Here is a 19224-nt window from a genome sequence, read left to right as displayed (position 1 = left end):
AGTACTCCCCCATGGAGTAAAGTGACAGAAAATATTATCCGCCACAGCTCGCCAAGCAAGGAGACACCATGCCCGCCTCCGACCATCGCGTTGTCCAGGTCGAGGAAGCCCAATGGGCACAGCTTCAAGAGATCAGCATAGACACCTTTGTGGAGACCTTCGCACCGTATAACGATGCAGAGAACATGCAATCCTATTTAGAGAGCGCCTATCATCCCGATAAGCTGCGCTCCGAGATCCGGCACCCGGAATCGCGCTTCTTTTTCCTCTACGCCGATGACGACTCCCGGCCCGCCGGATACCTCAAGATCAATACCGGCGAGGCTCAATCCGAACCAAAGGGCGAGCAGCGTCTGGAAATAGAGCGCATCTATATCCGTTCCGCCCATAAGCGCAAAGGCCTGGGCACAGTGCTCTACACCGTTGCCGAGCACTGGGCGCGCATAAGCCACAAGCGCTACATCTGGCTCGGGGTGTGGGAACGCAACGCTGCGGCCGCAGCATTCTACCGCGCCCTGGGCTTCCACGAGGTGGGAGAGCACACCTTCCTCGTGGGCGACGACCCCCAACGCGATGTCCTCATGGAAAAAGAAATACAATAGCCCCGGCTCGTCATCGCAAACCGGGGCCGATCTTTCTTGTCCCTAGCTAGCCACGCTATTCAGCGTCGCGGGGTCGATGCCCTTCACCGGAACCTGCGGCTGGTTCTCGAACTGAGCCGGGTCGATGCCCTTAATCGGGGCCTGCGGCGCGGCGTCATCGGTGGAAGGCTGCTCGACCGTCGGCTCAGCGGGGACAGAGGGCTCGGCCGGCCGTTGCGGGTTCGCCTCGGCGGGAGTCGTCTCCGGCGGGAGATCGCCCTGGGCGGCACGCAGCAATTCCGGCATCACCGGGGCGATGTTTCCGCCACCGTTGGAGTTCAGCACGGTGATAATCTCACCGGCCAGCGCAGGGTTGCTGCTGGTGGTGGCGTAGGGACCGCCGCTGGAGCCTCCACCCACCCAGCACTCGCGCTCGCCATCAATGCGACGGATCTGGCTGTTCCCGCCGCCTGCGTGCAGGGTGTAATTGCCCACGCACACGGACTGGGAGTTGCCGTGGAACGGCGCCGGCCCGGGATAACCGATGAGGGAGGCCTGCACCACCTCACCCTGCTGGAGTTCCTTGATGCCAAAGGCACCCGTGACGTCTTGAATCCTGCGCCCCTCGGCATCGGGAGCAATCTCAAGTACCGCGACATCCACTCCGGAGGTCTCCGAGACGTGGGCGTCGGTCACCTTCCAGGTTCCCAGCGGGGCGCGCTGCTCGGCACTGCCCGCCGTGCCGTCGAAGGCCGGGGTGAAAGTGGTCTTGCCCGCGGCGATGGAATCGCGAGTACCCTGGGAGATCTGCCAGGTGCCGCCCTTGGCATCGCCCAGGCAGTGTGCAGCGGTGAGTACGAGGGTGCGCGAAGCAGTATCGATCACGGAACCCGAACACGTGAAACCGGCGTTGATGATCTTGCCCACCGCACGCGAAGCGGCCTGCTCGGTGTAGGGCTTATCCGCAAAATAAGCACCCTTATCGTTGATCTCGGAGAGATGTCCGTCCAGCACCGAACCCGCCGGGTTCGGCTGCGGCAGCCGGGAGGCATCGTCGGCCACGGCCAGCGGTGCCAGCTGCGCGGTGGCGATAAAAGCGGCGCTCACAGCCGCGACGAGGGATTTCTTCACTATCCCAGGTCCTTCCTGTTCTTATAAATTGTATAGCAAGCATTAAGCATACAGGTTTTCCGGCGACGCCGTCTCTCCCCGCCAGACCCGCTATTATTCGGACCTTAGGGCCTGCGATACCGGCACCGCGCCATCGTTAAAGCGCAGGAACATCCCTACCCCGGCGCCTCCGACGGCCGCCACGATGGCCTTCGCCACGTTCTCCCGGGAGGCCGTCGTCCCCTTCTCGCGCCAGTCATCCTCTGGCGCCAACGGCTGAATCGCCCCGGCCCCCGGTTCACTGGTCAGCGCGCTGGGGCCAAGAATCGTCCAGTCAAGATCGGTACGCCGCAAATACTCATCGGCCTGCAATTTGGCATCCGCATAGGCGAAGAAAGCCTCCTCCTCCGGCACCCCATGGTCCGGCACCGAACCCACCCAACTGACCATCACGTAGCGCTTCACCCCTGCCATGGCCGCAGCCTGCATGCTGCGAATCGCCGCGTCGCGGTCCACCGCGTAGGTGCGCTCGGGGGCACCCCCACCGGCACCCGCCGACCACACAACCGCGTCGTAGCCGGCAAACAGGGCCCCCATCTCCTCAGCACTCATCGCCGCGACGTCCGTCACCACAGGATTCGCTCGCGCCGCCCGCACCTCCTCAGCCTGCTCCGGTGCACGGATCACCGACGAAACCTCATAACCCTCCTGTGCCAACAAAGGGGTAGCCAGCAGGGCTACCTTTCCGTGTCCGCCTACCACGATCACTTTCTTCTTGTCGGTCATGCCGATCTCCTCTCCAGTTGCGTGTTGTCGGTCCACTCGCCCACAACGCCCGGACCCAAAATAGTATTCCGGCCGAGATGAAATCCCAGCTCATAGACCACAAACCGGATAGGTACCGATCTATCCGAAAAAAATGCCTCAGGGTCTTCCCCCACGCCAATCGTGCTGCTATCTTTAGTTTTTGTAGTCAGCGCATACCTCGTCGTGGCTACTGACATGTCAATACTAGTGAGAGGACAGAGCATGAAGCTCTCCCGCAAGCTGGCCGTTTCCGTTGCCGCTGTTTCCATCGCTACCACCACCGCCGTTGCCCCGGCGATGGCCGCCCCGAAGGCCCCCAAGACCTACGAGGAGCAGGTTCAGCAGGCCGAGCTGACCGGCAAGCGTCTTGACAACGCCAAGAAGGGCGTGGACACCGCCAAGACCATCGTGGACACCCTGGGCGGCCTCGGCGGTCTGTTCGGCGTGAATGGCGGCGGCCAGAAGTAATTCTGCCCCATGTCCTGCCCCCGGCTTTGCCGGGGGCAGGATTTTTCATGTCCGGGTCAGATTCCTCGCCGCGAGGAGCCCCGCTTGGAGTAACCCAGGCGCGGACGGAATCCCGCCGGATGCTTCAACTGTGCCACCGCGTCGGCGCACAAAAGACGGAAGCGCGGCTGCAGCGGAGGCAGCTGCGCAATCTCAAACCATCCCACGGCGATCGACTCGTCATCGCCCACCACTGGGTGCATATCCTCGGGATTCCCCGCGACGGAAAGCCGCACGGCGGTATCCACATAGCTCACCACATCCCCGTTGGGATAGGTCACCGGGCCGACTGCCCCCACCCCCAGAAGAACCTCGGCAGAGGCCTTCACACCGGTTTCCTCGCGCACTTCCCGCTCCGCGGCGTCGTGGGGTTGCTCACCGGGATCGACAATCCCAGTAACCGGAGTCCATTGCCCGTCATCCGACCGTTGGACAAGCAATACCGAAGGGGTGGCCCAGGCCGGAGCTCCGGCGGGAACATCCCGCACAACGATGGCCGTCACGCCCGGCAGCCACAGTGGATCATGGCCGATCTTCTTGCGCAATTCCACGATAAAATCCGGGGTTGGCATGGGTGCGTTCCTTTCTCCTTCACCATCATTCTTCTTCCGCACAGCCACGGCCTACGCGAAGAGGCACTCCCCGTCCGCCAATCGGATGGGGAGTGCCTCACGATCCCGCAGTGGCTAATTGTGCTCCTGGCTTTCCCGCCAGGAACGAAGCCAATCGCTGAACTTAAAGCCCTCCGGGTCTTCCGCCGGGCGAGCCAGGGGATCGGGATTGATCACCTTGGCACCGCCCGAGGTCTTCTCCTGCGGTCGCGCTGCGACCGACTTCCCCGAGGGGGAAGCTTGCCGCTGCTGGATCGACGAGCCGGACGCAGAAAAACGCTGATTCGAACTCTTTGCCATGGGGGCGTACCCAGCGGGTGCAGATTTCACTGCCTCGGAAGGCTTAGCATAAAACCGCTTATCCGGCTTCACCCCGCCGCCCGGCTGCGCCGCCTGCTGTGGCTGCGCTTCCTGACGACGAATCGCCGGCCCTGGATACGAATCCTGTTGGCTTTGTACCACGTTCTTCTGGGCCCGTCCCGCCTGTGACTTCGCAGATCCCGGTGCGGGAGTGCTGGTTTGTGACGAACCCGAGGGTGCGCTTATCTGTGCTTTGCTGAGACGATTAGCGCCCTCGTCCCGCCGCGCCCTTCAATTCTGGAGAGCGTTTACGTAACGGTTCACCACGGAACGCAGCATGGCCAGGTTGGTACCCTGCCGCGACACGGCCACGTAGATGAACTCGGTGTTGCTCAGCATGCGGATGAGGTGAAGCTGATCGGAAAGGGTCAGCAGCATATCCTCCAGGCCGGTATCCAGGTTCAGGGCAGCAATGGTCTTGAACTTGGCCTTCACCATCTCGCTGTTGTAAGCGGAAGCGACATCGAGGTCGAAGTTATTGATACGGGAAGTGCTGGCCAACGACATACCGGTATCGAGGTCCACCACGGAAGCGCCGTAGAAGCCCTCAAGCTCGTTGGCGATGTCGTTGATCATGTCGTTCAGGTCGGTTTGGCGAGACATATAAAGAGAACCTTTCTCACGCTTCATAGGAATATGCCACCCTCACCCGCGGGGACGCGGAGGAGGTGTCCCGGTGCCATGACGCACGCCGTTCGCGCAGAAATGGCAACATCACTATATGTACCAGAATTAGACGGAAGAGTCATGCAGACCTTCCCCCACCACCCCCTCAAGGCGCACCCCCGGGGATCTGCCTATACAATGCGCAAGGACAGCCCATACCTAATGGGCGCAGCCCTCGCGCCGGTGTCCCAACGAACAGGAAGGATTGCAAGCCCATGACCCCTCGCCATCGGCTCACGAAGAATCGCTCTGCCGTGGCCGACACCGCGCAGCACGACGATACCTTTTTTGTCGGCTCCCCCACCTCCACGGAGGTGGTTTTTATCGGCCCCGTGGGGGTAGGTAAAACCACCGCCGTCAGGACCCTCTCATCCATCCCCACGATCAACACGGAGGCCCAGCTCTCCTCCCAAGAGGACCTCTCCCCCGCGCACACCCCCACCAAGCAATCAACCACGGTGGGACTCGACATCGGCATGTGGAAGCGCCCGGACGGCACCCTCGTGGGGCTCTACGGCACGCCCGGCCAGGATCGTTTTGTCGCCTGCCGCACTCCCATGCTCAACCCCCAGGCCGGGATCGTGATCTGGCTCTACGGCAATTCACCGGTACTCATCAAAGATCTGTACCATTGGATTGACGTTGCCGGGGGCAAGGACAGCGCCCATCGGCTGACAGTGGCGCTCAACTACGCTCACGCCGGGAACCTCTCCGAGGTAGAGGCCAGTCTGCGTAAGAATGACCACCGGGATATTCCCGTCCAGGTAGTTGATCCTCGCCGCGAAGAAGAAGTACGTCAGCTCGTGAACACCGCCATAACCCGCCAAGGATTCCCCGCATGATGACCCCCCATTCCCGCATCCGTACCACGGATCTCGATTCCAATCCGCTTGCTCAGGCCGCCATGCCGATCCTCGGCAATATTTTTGAGGCGCTCGACGGCGCCAACTCCGTTGTTCTCGGCACCGGAGATGGCCTCCACATCTGTTCCATGGGGCTATCCGACGCAGTTCAGGGGGCACAGCTAGCTGCGCTCAACGCCTCCATGGCTGGCGTTTCCACGGCCCAATCCGCACTCCTAGGCCACAAGGACGATGATGGCACCGGAACCATCGTCGCCATGACGCTGCCCGATGAAAACCTCGTCATCGCCAGCGTCCCCTTCCCCGAGGTACACGATCTCCTTCTGGGGGTCTCCGCCAAGGACGCACAGATCGGCGTGGTGATACAACAGGCCAGGAAGGCCGCCAAGCGCCTGTCGGAGTGGCTCAACAAGTAACCTCGGCGTAACAAGACCGCGGTATCACGTTCACGACATCGCGGTAAAAATTCAGAGAACGCTCTCTTTCTCTTAGTCTTTCCCGGCGCGCCTATCCACGTGCTCCGCGATAATCATCTTGACTTCCGGAGCACTATTAGACACCGAACGCACCCGGCGTGGTGCCGCCATAATCGCGGAGAAACGCTCCGGCATCGGTGGTTCTTTCCCTGTAGCCTCCCGGATGGTATCGGAAAACTTCACGGGCAGCGCCGTTTCCAGGGCCACGATGGGCCCAGTGATCTCTGCTCGGTGGCGGCGCGCCACTACTAGCCCATCGGCAGTATGCGGATCCACCAGCACCCCCAGCCGGGAATACAGATCTCCAATCTCTCGAACGCGATCCTCATGCCGGGAAGAACCGGAGACAAAACCAAAATCCCGCGACAGGCGGGGGAATACCTCGTCTCCCGCAAGGGAGAAGCCACCGCGCTGTACCTGGACCCCGAAGAGCTCCTTGGTGCGCTCGGCATCCCGGCCCAGGGCATCGAAGATGAACCGCTCGAAGTTGGAGGCCCGGGAGATATCCATCGAGGGGCTCGAGGTCTCCCGCGTCTCAGAGGAAGATCGCACGCGATACTCCCCCGTACGGAAGAACTCATCGAGCACGTCGTTCTCATTGGTAGCCACGATGAGACGGTCAATCGGCAATCCCATCTGGCGTGCGATGTGACCCGCACAGACGTCGCCAAAATTCCCCGTGGGAACACTAAAGCTGACTTTCTCCAAGTTATTTTCGGTCACCCGGATCCAACAGGAGACATAATAAACCACCTGGGCCATGAGCCTCGCCCAGTTGATAGAGTTGACAGCACCCACGCGATACCGAGCCTTAAAATCCGCGTCGCCGGAAACCGCCTTGACTACGTCCTGGCAATCATCGAATACCCCATTGAGAGCCATATTAACGATGTTCTCATCGTCCAGACCGAACATCTGGGCCTGTTGGAAAGGCGTCATACGACCGGCCGGAGTCAGCATGAACACGCTTATGCGTTCACGCCCGCGCATGGCGTATTCCGCGGCAGAACCCGTGTCCCCCGAGGTAGCCCCCAGAATATTCAGAGTCTGACCCCGCCGAGCCAACTCGTATTCAAAAAGCTCACCCAGCAGCTGCATAGCCATGTCTTTGAACGCCGCCGTGGGCCCCTGGGAAAGGTGACCGATATACAGACCGTCCTCCACGTGGGAGACCGGGACGATCTGCTCATCGTCAAAAACGGGGTAACGATAGGCTCGAGCAGCAATGCCCTCAATATCAGCCTCAGGAATGTCGTCGATAAAAAGCTTCAAAACCTCGGCAGCCAGGGCCGCATATCCCTGTTCCCGGAGAACCGTTCGCCATCGGTTCAACTCGGCTTCGCCCAGGCGAGGATACTCCTCCGGCAGATAAAGCCCGCCATCGGGGGCCAACCCCCCCAACAGGATGTCGGTGAAGTGAGCGGGTGTTGACGCGGAATCGCGAGTGGAGATATAGCGCATAGCAAACAAGTCTAGCCTGCCGCGCAGCACACCGGGCAGTATTGCGTCGACAAGCCGGAACGCACGAGATAACGCTAAGCAGTGACTAGTCCGCTGCGGCATCAGCGATCGTGTCGTGTACATCTGTCACCGGCGTCATACCCAGCTCCTGCGTTAATTGCCGCCAGGCGGCCATCTGCCGCAGAAAAGGTCCGGAGCTTTCCTGATGCCACTGTTCCACGGTGAGAGACGGCTCCTTCGGCTCATCATGCCCTTCGACAAGAAGCAGGATTCCCACCGCTAGTACCCCCGCTACACCACCGGCGATCATCCCTCGCCCACGCGTACTTTGCATCTCTCCACCACCTTCCCGCTCGCTCTTGTCTGGCCCAGGCTAGAAAGCGAACCTCGCCATAAGGTGTTCTTTTCCTGAGACAACAATGGGAATCGCCGCCACCATCGCGGAGGCTCCTGGTGGTTCCTCAAAATATCCGATCGCGCTGCGCACCACTGTTTCCCGCATGCCGCTCGCGTCTTCCCACGCAGGACGATCCTCACCGTTCTCGGCTCCACCAAAAGAGTACAATTCAGGAGAACCACACCGGTCATGTCGGGAGCTCACCGAGCACATCACAGGGATATATTAGGCCCCCACATCCACGATCGTCCTTGCCAACCTGCGCCGCTATCGTATGGTCGATTCACCCCAAAACACCTGATCCACCACCCGTCGCGCACGTCGCGTTTTCCTCAAGTAGTCCTCCAAAAACGCCTGATATTGTGCGGGATCCCACCCAGCAGCCCCCGCCACCTGAGCCAGCTGAGGGCCCGGTTCTGGGATTTGATCCGTCCTCTTTCCTCGCACGAGCACCAAAGCATTGCGTACATTCGTGGCCTCCAGCCAAGCCTCACGCAGCACCCTCACCTGCTCCGCGGGCACAATAGATTCTGCCTCTAGTACGTCTAATACCTCCAATGTCGAGGTATTATGCAAGGCGGGATATTCATGTGCGTGCATCATAATAAGCAACTGCACCGTCCATTCAATATCGGTGAGCGCACCACGCCCAAGCTTGGTGTGCGTATTGCGATCCGCGCCGCGCGGCAAGCGTTCCTCATCCACCCGGGCCTTCATCCTCCGCACCTCCCTAATAGCCGTTGCGGACATCCCATCCCGGGGATAGCGAAACTCGTCAATCATGCGCAGAAACTCGATTCCCACCTCCCGATCGCCGGCTACCACCGTCGCCCGCAGAAGCGCCTGCGTTTCCCAAACCTCACCCCAGGACGAGTAATAACGTCGATACGAAGCAATGGAACGCACCACCGCCCCGCTGCGCCCCTCCGGACGCAGACCCAGATCCACTTCCAGCGGGGGATCTCCCGAGGGTTTCGCTAACCGAGAACGCAGGGACTCGCATACTGTGGCAGCCCAACGCAGCGCCTCATGCTCATCGTGACCTGCCTGCGGCTCCGCCACGAACATCACGTCCGCATCGGAACCGAAGCCCAGTTCCGCGCCCCCAAGCCTCCCCATCCCAATCACCGCGATGCGTGCGGGGGCCCCCTCAACGCCCCGGCTCTCTCCCCCCTCGTCCAACGGCAGTCTGCTGCGGATTTCCGCCTGAAGAGCCGCCTCAAGGACTGCGTTCCACACCATCGATAGACCCCGACATACCGCTCGCACATCCATCATGCCCAACAAATCTGCCGACGCCAAGCGCGCCAACTCTGTTCTGCGTAAGCCACGAGCAATGGCAATAGCCTTATCCGGATCACGGTGTCTACCCGCAGCAGCAACCAACGAAGAAGAAACCGTGCCGGGGGCCTTATCCAGGATCTTGGGTCCACTGGCCCCATCACCCAGAACCTTGACGAAATCCGGCGAGGAGATAATAAGATCCGCGGTATAGGGAGAGGAACCTAAGATCGCCATCAAGCGCTGCCCTACTACACCTTCATCGCGCAAGAGCCGAAGAAACCAGCTGCGCTCATAAGCCGCATCCGAAAGCTTACGATAATTAAGCAAACCGGCATCGGGGTCAGCCGTCTGCGAGAGCCAATCCATCAATGTAGGTAGGAGCATCGCCTGAATCTTGCTTTTCCTACTGCTCCCCGAGGCCAAAGCCATGAGGTGCTCAAATGCTCGATCCGGGAATCGATACCCCAAGGCTGCCAATTGGAGCTTTGCCGCACCAGGAGAAAGTTTAAGAGTATCCACCGACATATTAACCACAGAGTTAAGCAGTGGTCGATAAAATAACTTTGAATGCAACTCGGAAATAAGAAAACGAACACGGCGCAGCGTGATACGCAAATTATCCAGCGATGATTTCCCATCACTCGCCCCATATCCGGACGTAAGGGCTAGACGAGTCAGCGCCGGATAATCGTTTTCCTCAGGTAAGCTATGGGTACGCCGTAAGCGATACAATTGCAATCGGTGTTCCAGAAGGCGCAAAAACTCGTACGCCTGAATAAGTCCTTGACCATCCTCACGGCCGATGGTTCCCGCTTCCATCAATGCGCGTAGGGCGGATACAGTCGCGGAGACTCGCAGCGATTCATCGGATCGCCCGTGCACCAACTGCAGAAGCTGCACGGCAAACTCCACGTCACGCAGGCCACCACGACCGAGCTTCAATTCCCGTTCTCTCATGGCGGCAGGAACATTATCAAGCACCCTGCGCCTCATAGCCTGAATATCCTCCACAAAGGATTCCCTCTGGCTCGCCCCCCATACCAATGGGAGTAACGTCTCGCAGTATTCCTCCCCTAGCGGAAGATAACCAGTCTGGGGACGGGATTTGAGCAAAGCCTGGAACTCCCACGTCTCCGCCCACCGCAAATAATAAGTACGATACGAATCCACCGTACGAACCAAGGCACCCGAACGGCCCTCCGGACGCAGATTGGCATCCACCTCAAAAAAATTCTGGGAGCCAATCCGAGCACACTCTCCCGCCAGGCGAGTAATACGAGGCGTCACCTCGCTAACCACAAACATAACATCAACATCGGAGATGTAATTTAGTTCCCGGGCCCCACACTTCCCCAGGGCCACAACGGCAATTCGACCATCGATAGGAGAGTTTCCATAGACGTTTTCTACCGCAATGGCAAGGCTTGCGGTAAGAGCGGCATCGGCCAGATCGGAGAGTAGACGCGTCACCCTATCAAATGGAACTGGGGCCAATCCTCGATGCCTCTTTGTCGAAGGATACGTTCCCGCTAGATCGTGAGCAGCGATCCGCATCAAAAAAAGACGATACCGCTCCTTTAATCGACGCTGCGCTTGTACATCAGACAACCGCGCCCGATAGGTACCCGCCTCACTTAAATCCATACGAGCCGGATCCTGCCGCCCCTCATATTCCTCACTCAACGCCGGAACAGCATCGAGCACCCCAAGCAGCCCTCTCATCATATCCATCCGGCTCGGCAAATCTTCGACGAGCTCTCTCCACGAATCCGGATGCGCCACCAAATCATCACCCAGTGCCACGGACCCCCCTGCCAAAGCCATGAGGCGAACGCGAAAAGCATGGTTTTCTCGAAGCATCTTTTGGAATTGCGTGGCCTCACCACGTTCCTCCAGCACGGGAATTAATCGAACAAGAATATTCAGAGCTTGATCGGGGTCTCCGGAACCGGCCAGCGCCCATAAAACATCGAAGGATTCCTCATTATCCCAGCCCAGCCGTTTTATATCCTCCGCCGCACGATCTCCTTTCAAGCCTAAAAAGGCAGGAGCAGGAATAGAAACGCGAGATTCCGACAACACCATTACTCCCGACTCTCACTAGAAAAAATCTCAATAACTCCACCAAGATCCATCTCAATAATTAAAATTGTTCCGCAATTCCCAAGAAGTGATCTGCTCTTGATAATCACTCCACTCCCGCCACTTAGAACGCAGGAAAAATTCATACACTCGCTCGCCTAAAACCTCCGCCATCAACTCAGAATCCTCCAACCGATGCAGCGCCTGATCCAGACTAGAAGGTAAATCTACGTAGCCCATTGCCCGGCGTTCCCTCCGCGTCAATTGGGAAATATTATCCTCCGCCGGATCCCCCAGGTCATACCCCTCCCGTATCCCCTTCAAACCAGCCGCCAAAAGCGCAGCATAAGCCAAGTATGGATTGCATCCACTATCAATACTACGCACTTCTACCCGGCGCGAATCCGCCTTGGTCAAACGGTAGGTCGGCACCCGCACCAAAGCAGAACGATTGGACACCCCCCAGGTAGCCGCTGTGGGAGCCTCATCACCGAAGATGATCCTCTTATAAGAATTGACCCACTGGTTGGTAACGGCAGAAATTTCCGGAGCATGCCGCAGGATACCTGCGATAAATTGTTTAGCAGTATCCGAAAGCGAATATTCGGCGTCGGGATCATGGAACGCATTACTATCCCCTTCAAAGAGAGAGATGTGACTATGCATAGCGGAACCAGCCCATTGCTGAAATGGCTTTGGCATAAAGGTAGCCTGGGCGCCATTACGTAGAGCTACCTGCTTCATCAGATAGCGGAAAGTCATCACATTGTCGGCCATCGTCAACGCTTCTGCATGACGCAGATCGATTTCCTGTTGACCGGGTGCGGTTTCGTGATGAGAAAACTCCGTAGCGATTCCCACCGCCTCCAAGGCCAACATTGCTTGCCTGCGAAACTTGGGCGTGGCATTACGCGTGGACTGATCGAAGTATCCACCATTATCGGTAGGTTTTGGCTGCGGATCTGCATCCTCCGGAGCGGTATTCGTGCACAGATAAAACTCGATCTCCGGGGAAATGATGCAGGTAAACCCTTCATCCGCAGCCTGTCGCACCTGTCTACGCAGTACCTGCCTAGGATCATTCCACGAGGGTTGACCATCTGGCATAGAAATATCACAAAACATCCGCGCCGTTTGCACCTCGGCCCCCTCATCGAAGGGGAGAATCTGGAAGGTTGACGGATCCGGCAGCGCGATGGTATCCGCCTCGGAAATGCGCGAGAAGCCTTCGATGGCGGATCCATCGAAGCCCACACCCTCCTCGAAGGCGCTCTCCAGCTCCGAAGGCGACATCATCACGGATTTGAGGTATCCCAGGATATCCGTGAACCACAGGCGGATGAACTTGATATCGCGTTCCTCCACGGTGCGTAGCACAAACTCTTGCTGACTGTTCATGCCACCACTGTAAGCCGTCAAGGGCCAACCCACACTTTCCTCTCACCGGTGGGGGTAACGATATCAACCCATCGGGGCTGCACAGCGAGGGTATGGGAATATATTTTCGAACACATGGGGGTAGCCACGGCCCACACACCATATCATGCGAGTCATGCCAATGGTGAGTGAGCCCAAGCCTCCTCACGGAGACGCAACCACTATGATTGGATAGAACTGATGATCGATTCAATGCCCGTCCTGTACCACGCCGCGCGCACCGGCTGGACCGCCGACGACATCCTGCACATTACTGGGCGTACCATCCACCATCTCTTGCCCACGGCCCTGCGTCACGTGCAGCGCGATGCCTCGGTGCCGCAAACGGTGAAACTGTGGTGGCGTTATCAGAACGCGCTCAGCATCCCGGGGAACTCACAACAACACCCGCCCACGGTTACCACCATGCCAGCACAAAGGTACCCTCCCCTCTCGGATGCTTCTTTTCTCGCTCCGCCTCCGGGCTTATCTTTCGCTCCTCTACCCCGTCAGCACCACCAACTCTCGATGCGGATTCACCTCCACGGTCCGTGGATTCGGCAGCAATTCTTCCTCCTGCGCGTGGTGGCTCAGGTGTATCAGGCCCATGCTCTTCTACTGGATTCTCGGGGGATCGCCGCGCTCATTGCCCCGGTGGGTCATCACCAACGCGCCACCGTGTTATTCGAAAACCTCAACAACCATCAGCAGATTCTTCTTCATCAGAGACTCCATGACCGCGCCCATGAAGGCACCGCACGCCCCTATCGTCCAAGCTTCATGCTCGGCTATGCCCAACGTATGTCCACGCTCCTGCCCCTCGCGTACCCTTGTCTCCTCCCACCACATCCCTCGGACGTAGTGGGTTACCGCGATGGCATCACGGCCGCGGAGGCGGTTCTCCTCAGCAACCCGGCTACCCTGGAATCGGTAATCAGCCACGCAGCCTAGCGTCTCGCCCGTCTTGTATCAGCATTCCGAGAGGATCCTCATGAGCACCACCCATCTCCTTGAAGTAGAAACCAAGTATTCCGTCCACTCCACCGATTCCGTGCCGGATCTCACCAAGATTCTCAACGTTCACTCCATCGATGCCGCACAGCGATACGAGCTCACGGCTATCTATTACGACACCCGCGATCTCCGGCTCACGCGCTCTAAAATTACCTTGCGACGGCGCCTTGGTGGGAAGGACGATGGCTGGCATCTCAAACTTCCCGATACTGGCAGCGGCCGCACGGAGATCGGCGCAACGCTCAACACGGATACAAACCCGGAAGGCGAGTGTCCATCCGTCGTCTACGGCGCAACCGATCCCATTCCTGCTGAGCTTCTCCACCACGTTCGAGCCATAGTCCGTAGGCATAAGCTCATCCCTATCGCGCAAGTTGATAACCTCCGAGTGGAATCCAGTCTCAGGGCCGAAGACGGCAGCACGGTGGCCGATTTTTGCGATGACCGGGTAACGGCATGGTCGCTGCTACCCGATGCCTCGCCGGAACCACGCCGCTGGCGCGAGTGGGAATTCGAATTGGCAGAATCCCTGGCAACCACAAAGTTAGGCCGTCAGATTCTCGAATCCGCCGACGAACAACTCACCACCGTAGGTGCCATGGATTCTCATTCTCCCTCCAAGCTGCTGACCGCCCTAGGCACAAGCTTCGAGTCAGCCCCCACTCCGCCGATCCCCCTGGTTTTCCGCAAATACGACGACCGAGACGAGGCCTTTGCTGGCGTTCTGCACGCGCTGATTGCCACCCGTGATTCGTTGGTGGAACAGGATCCCGGTGCGCGCCGCAGTGATCGCCGGTCGGTACGCACAATGCTCAACGCCACGCGGGATTTACGCAGTGTGCTCACCATGTTCATTGAGCTCTTTGCTCACGAACGCTGGGATAACCGCATCGCTACCGCCTCCGGCATCGAAACGGAATTGGAACAGCTCACCGCCGTTCTTCATCGCGCCTGCGATGCGGATGCCGTAGCCGCACAGGTGCACGATCTGCTTGATGCCGATGGCACCAAACTCATCGATCACCAGGCGCGCCAGCGCCTAGAGCACGATGTGGATTCCCGAAAAAACCGTGCTTATCACAGGGTGACAGTAGCCCTTAACTCTGAGCGGTATCTGACCATGCTCGATACCCTCGACGAATTTTTGGCCGATCCCCCGTTGCCGGGAAGAATGGAACGCCGCAAGGCCACTGCCATCATCGTGCGCGCAGTGAAGCGAAGTTACGTGGATTTCAAGAAGCTCCGTAGCTCCGCGCTCGAGGTATTTGATGATCCCGAGGTGACCGAGTTGGAGTACGAGGAACATCTTTCTCAGATGCACAAGGTCGCAGAGCGTCTGCGCACGGTATCACGGGTGGCCCGAGAGTTTACGCCCTACGATTCCGCCCGCTTGTCCAAGGCCTCAAAGCAGCTGGTGGATACTCTGCTAGAAGCGCAATATTCCGTGTCCGTGTGCGAGCTTATTCTCAAAAGGGCACGTCAGGCCGCAGGCCGCACGGAGGACACTTTCGCGTATGGCCTGCTCTACCAGGCGGAACGAGAACGGTCGAGAAAGATCCTCCGGGAGATCGATCACCGTCACCGCTCAGTAAAATCCAGTTATAAGCGATTCAAACACTCCATCGCTTAAGAAGCGAACTCCGCAGAAGACGTCAGTCCCAGCCGTCATCTTGGGCATCGTAAGCATCATTGCGCCGCGCGGCAGTATCGAGGGCACGTTCGGCTTCCTCGCGCGTGGCGTAAGGTCCCATGCGATCGTTCCACGAACCCCGCAAACCCTGCGTTACTTCTCCGGTGCCCGGGTGATAAAACCACTGTTCTTCTTTTTCCCGCATTCTTTATTATCTCTTTCCTTCGGTGGAAATCGGCGTCTACCGGCGGTCAAGCGCGCAGGGGATTCCGTCGCGTCGGCCCCCACCGCCAGCAAAGCACATCGAGGTCGCTACTAGAATATCGATGTTCCCCGTCTCAGAGCCATCCCCGTATCACCAGGAGCCATCGCCATTATGCTGCCATCCCCCTCGGTTATGGATCGCGCCCGGGCACTGCACCGCAGCCACACCTCGGTGCCCGCCTTCCTCGGTGCCCAGGCACCGGGCACCTGGTGCATCGTCGGCGAACACACAGAGGCCTTCGGCGGCACGGTGGTCATGCTCCCCTTGAACCTAGCCACCGCGGTAGTACTCAGTCCCCGGGAGGACGGATGCGTCTGCCTGCGCGGCGAATTCGCCGGCGTGCGGATCTCCCTCGCCACCGCTCGCTTGCGTCATACCGGTACCGGTTCCGATATGGCGCAGCGGGCCGCGCGCCTGATCACTACACTTATTCAACGGCAAATGCTCAGTAGAGACACCACCGGGTTCGATATCACCGTATGCTCCGATGTTCCTTTAGGCTCTGGTCTCGGGGCGCGTCATTCCTTCGACACGGCACTCGGGCTTGCCTTGTACCCCGAGGCCCACGACGCCTCGGATGCGCCAGCGCGGGCTCGACTGGCCTCCGCATGTTCTCAAGCAGCGCGTTACCTTGACGACTCCGTGGTGCGTACCCGTCACATCGCTTCCCTGCGGGGTCGACCGGGAAGGCCCTGCGTGGTGGATTACTCCGATGGCTCGGTGACCGACGTTCCGGCACTACACTCTTCCGAGGCCGTGGCACTGGCGATCGGCGTCAGTGGTGAGGACCCCCACGCAATAGATTCCACATCTCCAAGCCTCAACTCCAAGGATCAGCAGGCACGACACCGCCTCATCAAGGACGCTACCCACGCCTTTGGCACTGAGTACCTGCGGTTGCTTCCCGATGCCACTCCCCGGGTTCTGGATTGGTTGAAAGCGGTGTTTGCCGTACATGGCCCGCAGGGTTACCCCTCGCTCGAGGAGGCCGCCACACTCCTGGCCTTCTGGGAGGCCGAAACTCGGCGAAGCCACCGCCTGGTGTCCCTGCTGCGAGGCCGACGCACCGACGAGGTACCGATGCTGCTCAACGAATCCCGGGCAGCCATCACCGAGGCGTATCAAGAGGAACACACCCCGCTGACACAGATCTGTTTGCGGCACGGGGCAATGAGCGTGCGTCCCGCCCATGCCGGCCTTTCGCGCTGGGTCACCGTTCTTGTCGATGCGGAGCACGCTGCTTCCCTGCACACGCGCATCGTGCAGGAGGAAATCGCCACCTCGGGTGGACAGGGACTCGAGGTGGTTCGTCTGCACGCCGGAGATATCGCCCACGTTCCCCACGGGGCATAAGAAAATAGGGGCGAATGAGTCGATCTATGAGCCGGATTCTGTCCCCGCCCCAGGTGGGCGGCGGCGAACATCCATCTGGGTCGATCATCACTGATCGCCTCAAGCAGCTACCTGCGGACTCGGGCGGGCAGCCCTCGGTCGTCCGCTCCCGGCGCACCACGTGATGCGCCTCGTTGCCTTGCTCCCGGTGGGGTTTACCTAGCCGGAGCAGTCACCTGCCCCGCCGGTGCGCTCTTACCGCACCCTTTCACCCTCACCCACGCCTATGGCGCGGGCAGTCTACTTTCTGTTGCACTTTCCCGCGGGTCGCCCCGGGTTGCCGTTAGCAACCACCGCGCCCTGTGGAGTCCGGACTTTCCTCGGCAGGATGCCTTCCCGCACGGGCAGGCGGTTCACCCTGACGCGTTCGCCCGATCGGCTCATTCGCGGTTTTTAAGGATACCCCCCCACCGCGTGAAGAGAAAAGCGCTAGCCGGCATTACCCATGTTCATGCCCCGGAGCAGTCCCCGTTCACCGATGAACTCCACGAGGGAAACCGAGGCGATCTCCACGAAAGCGCGGTGGAAAAACTCCGGGCCGTGATCGAGTGCCTGGCGCAGGAGGGACTTGATGGGGTTAACGTGGCTGACCAGCACCACCGTGGAACCCTCGTACTGGCGCAGCAGCCGCTGCCGCAACCGCACCACACGCCGATGCAGATCATCGAGGGATTCCCCGCCGGGAGGCGCCACCGAGGTATCGGCCAACCAAGCGGCATGCAGCCGTGGGTACTCCACCTGTGCCTGGGAAAACTCCTTGCCGTCCCAATCGCCAAAGTCCAGCTCGATGAGGTCTTCCTCCACGGAGACCGACCCACCCAGCGCCCGAGCCACCTCCTGCGCGGTGCTGCGCGCCCGAGCCAGGGGGGAAGACACGACGATCGGGGTGGTATTGCCGACGAGCGCACGCACGACCTCGGCCGCCCGATGGGCTTGCGCGATCCCCTTGTCCGTGAGCGCGGGGTCGCTGCGGCCCGAGTAGCAGCCGCGTACGGTATGCTCCGTTTCCCCGTGGCGCACCAGAACCAGCCTGGTGGTGGGCGCGCCTTTGGGATTGAGCCACCGCGACGCGGAAGCGTCTACCGCACCCGCGGAGGGTTCGCTGCCCTTGGCGATGGCCTCGTCCGTAGTCGGGGCCCCGGTGTCCTTCACCATGCCTGACTTGGCCCCACGCGCCGCAGCATCCATCGCCACGTTGGAGAGCGCATCGGCCTTCTTATTCTTCTCCCGCGGAACCCACTGAAAGGTCACCGAGTCGAAAGCTGTCATGACCTGTTTGACCCGGCAGGCGAGCTTCTGCATATCGGGGTGCTTGATCTTCCACCGCCCAGACATCTGCTCCACCACGAGCTTGGAGTCCATGTATACTGCCACCTCAGTGGCCCCGTAATCCCGCGCGGCCTCCAACCCGATGAGCAGGCCGTAATATTCGGCAACGTTATTCGTCGCGGAGGTACCCACCACATAGGCCTGCTCTCGCAGGATCGTGGTGCGGTGGGCGTCGTATAGCACGCTGCCAGAACCGGCGATGCCCGGGTTACCGCGGGAACCGCCATCGGCCTCGATGCATACTTTCATAGGCTTTCATCCCCCTGCCGGATCAGATACGAGCCGCAATTCGGGCACTGCGGCACCTCGTCGGCGGGGGCGCGTACGATCTCGGAGCGATCCGCCGCGGGCAGCACGATGAAGCAACCACCGCAGGAGCGCCCGTTGAAGGCCGCCGCTCCCACACCGTTTTCCTCGCGCTGGCGCTCGAACTCCACCACGGTCTCCACGCCCAGCGCGGCCTCGATGTCACTGATCCGGTTCCGTGAATCATCCTCCGGCTTCCGGCGCGCCGACGCGGCCTGCTCGGCCGCCTCAATCCGCCCGTCTACGTCCTGAAGCCTTTGCTCATGCAGGTCTCGGTTACCGCGCAGCGCGTGAATCTCGTTATGCGCCTCCTGGAGCTCGCTCATCAAATCCGCGATGCGGGACTTCGCGGAATAAAGATCATGCTGGAGGTCGCGGCGCCGCTCCTCGTCCTCGGTAGCCCCAAGTTCTCGTTTGTCCTCGCGCTCCCGCTTACGCAGCTTGCGCTCGTCCTCCTGGATACGCAGGATCTCGGCCTCCATATCTGCCACCGCCATGCGCGCGCTGGCGGTGGCCATCGAGAGGCGCTGACGCTCAGCTCGCAGCCGCTCTAATTCCTCGTCGTCAGCGCTACGTCGTGGCCGGGTGCCCACCACGGCAGCGGATCGAAGCAGGGTGGAAAGTTCCAAGAGGGCGCGTTGATCAGAGTTGCTGAGCTTCATACCTG

At 59.9% G+C, this 19224-nt stretch carries 19 protein-coding genes and 1 other RNA gene; 7 read left to right on the top strand and 13 right to left on the bottom strand.

What is annotated here, in order from left to right; all coding sequences use genetic code 11:
• Positions 1–68 precede the first annotated feature (68 nt).
• Complete coding sequence (locus H7347_RS01050; RefSeq protein ID WP_152820495.1) at positions 69–602, top strand: GNAT family N-acetyltransferase; 534 nt, start codon at positions 69–71, stop codon at positions 600–602.
• Between the two features lie 42 nt (positions 603–644).
• Here the strand turns inward: H7347_RS01050 and H7347_RS01045 are convergent, their stop codons facing one another.
• Positions 645–1712: a trypsin-like peptidase domain-containing protein gene (locus tag H7347_RS01045; RefSeq protein WP_152820494.1), complete on the bottom strand. Its 1068-nt coding sequence runs from the start codon at positions 1710–1712 to the stop codon at positions 645–647.
• 93 nt (positions 1713–1805) lie between these two features.
• Positions 1806–2477 (bottom strand): SDR family oxidoreductase, encoded by a 672-nt coding sequence (locus tag H7347_RS01040; RefSeq protein WP_152820492.1) that lies wholly within the window; start codon positions 2475–2477, stop codon positions 1806–1808.
• Between the two features lie 243 nt (positions 2478–2720).
• Between H7347_RS01040 and H7347_RS01035 the strand changes: the two genes are divergently transcribed.
• Positions 2721–2966, top strand: a complete 246-nt coding sequence (locus tag H7347_RS01035; RefSeq protein ID WP_152820491.1) for a hypothetical protein — start codon at positions 2721–2723, stop codon at positions 2964–2966.
• Positions 2967–3022: 56 nt separating this feature from the next.
• Here the strand turns inward: H7347_RS01035 and H7347_RS01030 are convergent, their stop codons facing one another.
• The 3 genes from H7347_RS01030 to H7347_RS01020 form a co-directional block, all read right to left on the bottom strand.
• Entirely contained in the window at positions 3023–3577 is a 555-nt protein-coding gene (locus H7347_RS01030) for an NUDIX domain-containing protein (protein ID WP_152820489.1), read from the bottom strand.
• Positions 3578–3691: 114 nt separating this feature from the next.
• Positions 3692–3916, bottom strand: coding sequence for a hypothetical protein (locus tag H7347_RS01025; RefSeq protein ID WP_152820487.1), 225 nt, complete (start codon positions 3914–3916; stop codon positions 3692–3694).
• Positions 3917–4207: 291 nt separating this feature from the next.
• A complete protein-coding gene (locus H7347_RS01020) occupies positions 4208–4579 on the bottom strand; it encodes a hypothetical protein (RefSeq protein ID WP_152820486.1) in 372 nt (123 codons plus the stop codon).
• Positions 4580–4857: 278 nt separating this feature from the next.
• Here H7347_RS01020 and H7347_RS01015 point away from each other — a divergent pair, with 278 nt between their 5' ends.
• Positions 4858–5484: a hypothetical protein gene (locus H7347_RS01015; protein WP_152820484.1), complete on the top strand. Its 627-nt coding sequence runs from the start codon at positions 4858–4860 to the stop codon at positions 5482–5484.
• Positions 5481–5921: a hypothetical protein gene (locus H7347_RS01010; RefSeq protein WP_152820482.1), complete on the top strand. Its 441-nt coding sequence runs from the start codon at positions 5481–5483 to the stop codon at positions 5919–5921. The genes H7347_RS01015 and H7347_RS01010 overlap by 4 nt, the downstream gene beginning before the upstream one ends.
• A gap of 72 nt (positions 5922–5993) precedes the next feature.
• Here the strand turns inward: H7347_RS01010 and thrC are convergent, their stop codons facing one another.
• From thrC to glnA, 4 genes are all read right to left on the bottom strand, one after another.
• A complete protein-coding gene (gene thrC, locus H7347_RS01005; RefSeq protein ID WP_152820480.1) occupies positions 5994–7442 on the bottom strand; it encodes a threonine synthase in 1449 nt (482 codons plus the stop codon).
• A gap of 85 nt (positions 7443–7527) precedes the next feature.
• Positions 7528–7776, bottom strand: coding sequence for a hypothetical protein (locus H7347_RS01000; RefSeq protein WP_152820478.1), 249 nt, complete (start codon positions 7774–7776; stop codon positions 7528–7530).
• 330 nt (positions 7777–8106) lie between these two features.
• The gene (locus tag H7347_RS00995; RefSeq protein WP_152820476.1) at positions 8107–11208 is read right to left on the bottom strand and encodes a bifunctional [glutamine synthetase] adenylyltransferase/[glutamine synthetase]-adenylyl-L-tyrosine phosphorylase; all 3102 of its coding nucleotides are present in this window, start codon (positions 11206–11208) and stop codon (positions 8107–8109) included.
• Positions 11209–11259: 51 nt separating this feature from the next.
• Entirely contained in the window at positions 11260–12603 is a 1344-nt protein-coding gene (gene glnA, locus H7347_RS00990) for a type I glutamate--ammonia ligase (RefSeq protein ID WP_152820474.1), read from the bottom strand.
• 219 nt (positions 12604–12822) lie between these two features.
• Here glnA and H7347_RS00985 point away from each other — a divergent pair, with 219 nt between their 5' ends.
• Positions 12823–13572, top strand: a complete 750-nt coding sequence (locus H7347_RS00985) for a hypothetical protein (protein WP_152820472.1) — start codon at positions 12823–12825, stop codon at positions 13570–13572.
• A gap of 40 nt (positions 13573–13612) precedes the next feature.
• Entirely contained in the window at positions 13613–15265 is a 1653-nt protein-coding gene (locus H7347_RS00980; RefSeq protein ID WP_152820470.1) for a CYTH and CHAD domain-containing protein, read from the top strand.
• Between the two features lie 22 nt (positions 15266–15287).
• Here the strand turns inward: H7347_RS00980 and H7347_RS00975 are convergent, their stop codons facing one another.
• On the bottom strand, positions 15288–15470 hold the full coding sequence (locus tag H7347_RS00975) for a hypothetical protein (protein ID WP_152820468.1): 183 nt from the start codon (positions 15468–15470) through the stop codon (positions 15288–15290).
• A 171-nt stretch (positions 15471–15641) separates the two neighbouring features.
• Between H7347_RS00975 and H7347_RS00970 the strand changes: the two genes are divergently transcribed.
• Positions 15642–16883: a galactokinase family protein gene (locus H7347_RS00970; protein WP_152820466.1), complete on the top strand. Its 1242-nt coding sequence runs from the start codon at positions 15642–15644 to the stop codon at positions 16881–16883.
• An 11-nt stretch (positions 16884–16894) separates the two neighbouring features.
• Here H7347_RS00970 and rnpB read toward each other — a convergent pair.
• The 3 genes from rnpB to H7347_RS00955 form a co-directional block, all read right to left on the bottom strand.
• Positions 16895–17305: RNase P RNA component class A (rnpB, locus tag H7347_RS00965), an RNA gene on the bottom strand.
• Between the two features lie 46 nt (positions 17306–17351).
• The gene (locus tag H7347_RS00960) at positions 17352–18500 is read right to left on the bottom strand and encodes a bifunctional RNase H/acid phosphatase (protein WP_152820464.1); all 1149 of its coding nucleotides are present in this window, start codon (positions 18498–18500) and stop codon (positions 17352–17354) included.
• On the bottom strand, positions 18497–19219 hold the full coding sequence (locus H7347_RS00955; protein WP_152820462.1) for a zinc ribbon domain-containing protein: 723 nt from the start codon (positions 19217–19219) through the stop codon (positions 18497–18499). Before H7347_RS00955 ends, H7347_RS00960 begins: the two co-directional genes overlap by 4 nt.
• Between the last annotated feature and the right edge of the window lie 5 nt (positions 19220–19224).

The organism is Corynebacterium sp. zg-331, assembly GCF_014267345.1.
Classification (GTDB): Bacteria; Actinomycetota; Actinomycetes; order Mycobacteriales; family Mycobacteriaceae; genus Corynebacterium.
Note: the sequence above shows the minus strand (reverse complement) of the source record. Positions and strands in the feature narration are given on the sequence as shown.

What these genes read in the sequence shown, in the direction of transcription:
- H7347_RS01050 (WP_152820495.1), top strand. Translation starts at nt 69, where the DNA reads ATGCCCGCCTCCGACCATCGCGTTGTCCAGGTCGAGGAAGCCCAATGG.
- H7347_RS01040 (WP_152820492.1), bottom strand. Translation starts at nt 2,477, where the DNA reads ATGACCGACAAGAAGAAAGTGATCGTGGTAGGCGGACACGGAAAGGTA.
- H7347_RS01035 (WP_152820491.1), top strand. Translation starts at nt 2,721, where the DNA reads ATGAAGCTCTCCCGCAAGCTGGCCGTTTCCGTTGCCGCTGTTTCCATC.
- H7347_RS01030 (WP_152820489.1), bottom strand. Translation starts at nt 3,577, where the DNA reads ATGCCAACCCCGGATTTTATCGTGGAATTGCGCAAGAAGATCGGCCAT.
- H7347_RS01025 (WP_152820487.1), bottom strand. Translation starts at nt 3,916, where the DNA reads ATGGCAAAGAGTTCGAATCAGCGTTTTTCTGCGTCCGGCTCGTCGATC.
- H7347_RS01020 (WP_152820486.1), bottom strand. Translation starts at nt 4,579, where the DNA reads ATGTCTCGCCAAACCGACCTGAACGACATGATCAACGACATCGCCAAC.
- H7347_RS01015 (WP_152820484.1), top strand. Translation starts at nt 4,858, where the DNA reads ATGACCCCTCGCCATCGGCTCACGAAGAATCGCTCTGCCGTGGCCGAC.
- H7347_RS01010 (WP_152820482.1), top strand. Translation starts at nt 5,481, where the DNA reads ATGATGACCCCCCATTCCCGCATCCGTACCACGGATCTCGATTCCAAT.
- thrC (WP_152820480.1), bottom strand. Translation starts at nt 7,442, where the DNA reads ATGCGCTATATCTCCACTCGCGATTCCGCGTCAACACCCGCTCACTTC.
- H7347_RS01000 (WP_152820478.1), bottom strand. Translation starts at nt 7,776, where the DNA reads ATGCAAAGTACGCGTGGGCGAGGGATGATCGCCGGTGGTGTAGCGGGG.
- H7347_RS00995 (WP_152820476.1), bottom strand. Translation starts at nt 11,208, where the DNA reads ATGGTGTTGTCGGAATCTCGCGTTTCTATTCCTGCTCCTGCCTTTTTA.
- glnA (WP_152820474.1), bottom strand. Translation starts at nt 12,603, where the DNA reads ATGAACAGTCAGCAAGAGTTTGTGCTACGCACCGTGGAGGAACGCGAT.
- H7347_RS00985 (WP_152820472.1), top strand. Translation starts at nt 12,823, where the DNA reads ATGATCGATTCAATGCCCGTCCTGTACCACGCCGCGCGCACCGGCTGG.
- H7347_RS00980 (WP_152820470.1), top strand. Translation starts at nt 13,613, where the DNA reads ATGAGCACCACCCATCTCCTTGAAGTAGAAACCAAGTATTCCGTCCAC.
- H7347_RS00975 (WP_152820468.1), bottom strand. Translation starts at nt 15,470, where the DNA reads ATGCGGGAAAAAGAAGAACAGTGGTTTTATCACCCGGGCACCGGAGAA.
- H7347_RS00970 (WP_152820466.1), top strand. Translation starts at nt 15,642, where the DNA reads ATGCTGCCATCCCCCTCGGTTATGGATCGCGCCCGGGCACTGCACCGC.
- H7347_RS00960 (WP_152820464.1), bottom strand. Translation starts at nt 18,500, where the DNA reads ATGAAAGTATGCATCGAGGCCGATGGCGGTTCCCGCGGTAACCCGGGC.
- H7347_RS00955 (WP_152820462.1), bottom strand. Translation starts at nt 19,219, where the DNA reads ATGAAGCTCAGCAACTCTGATCAACGCGCCCTCTTGGAACTTTCCACC.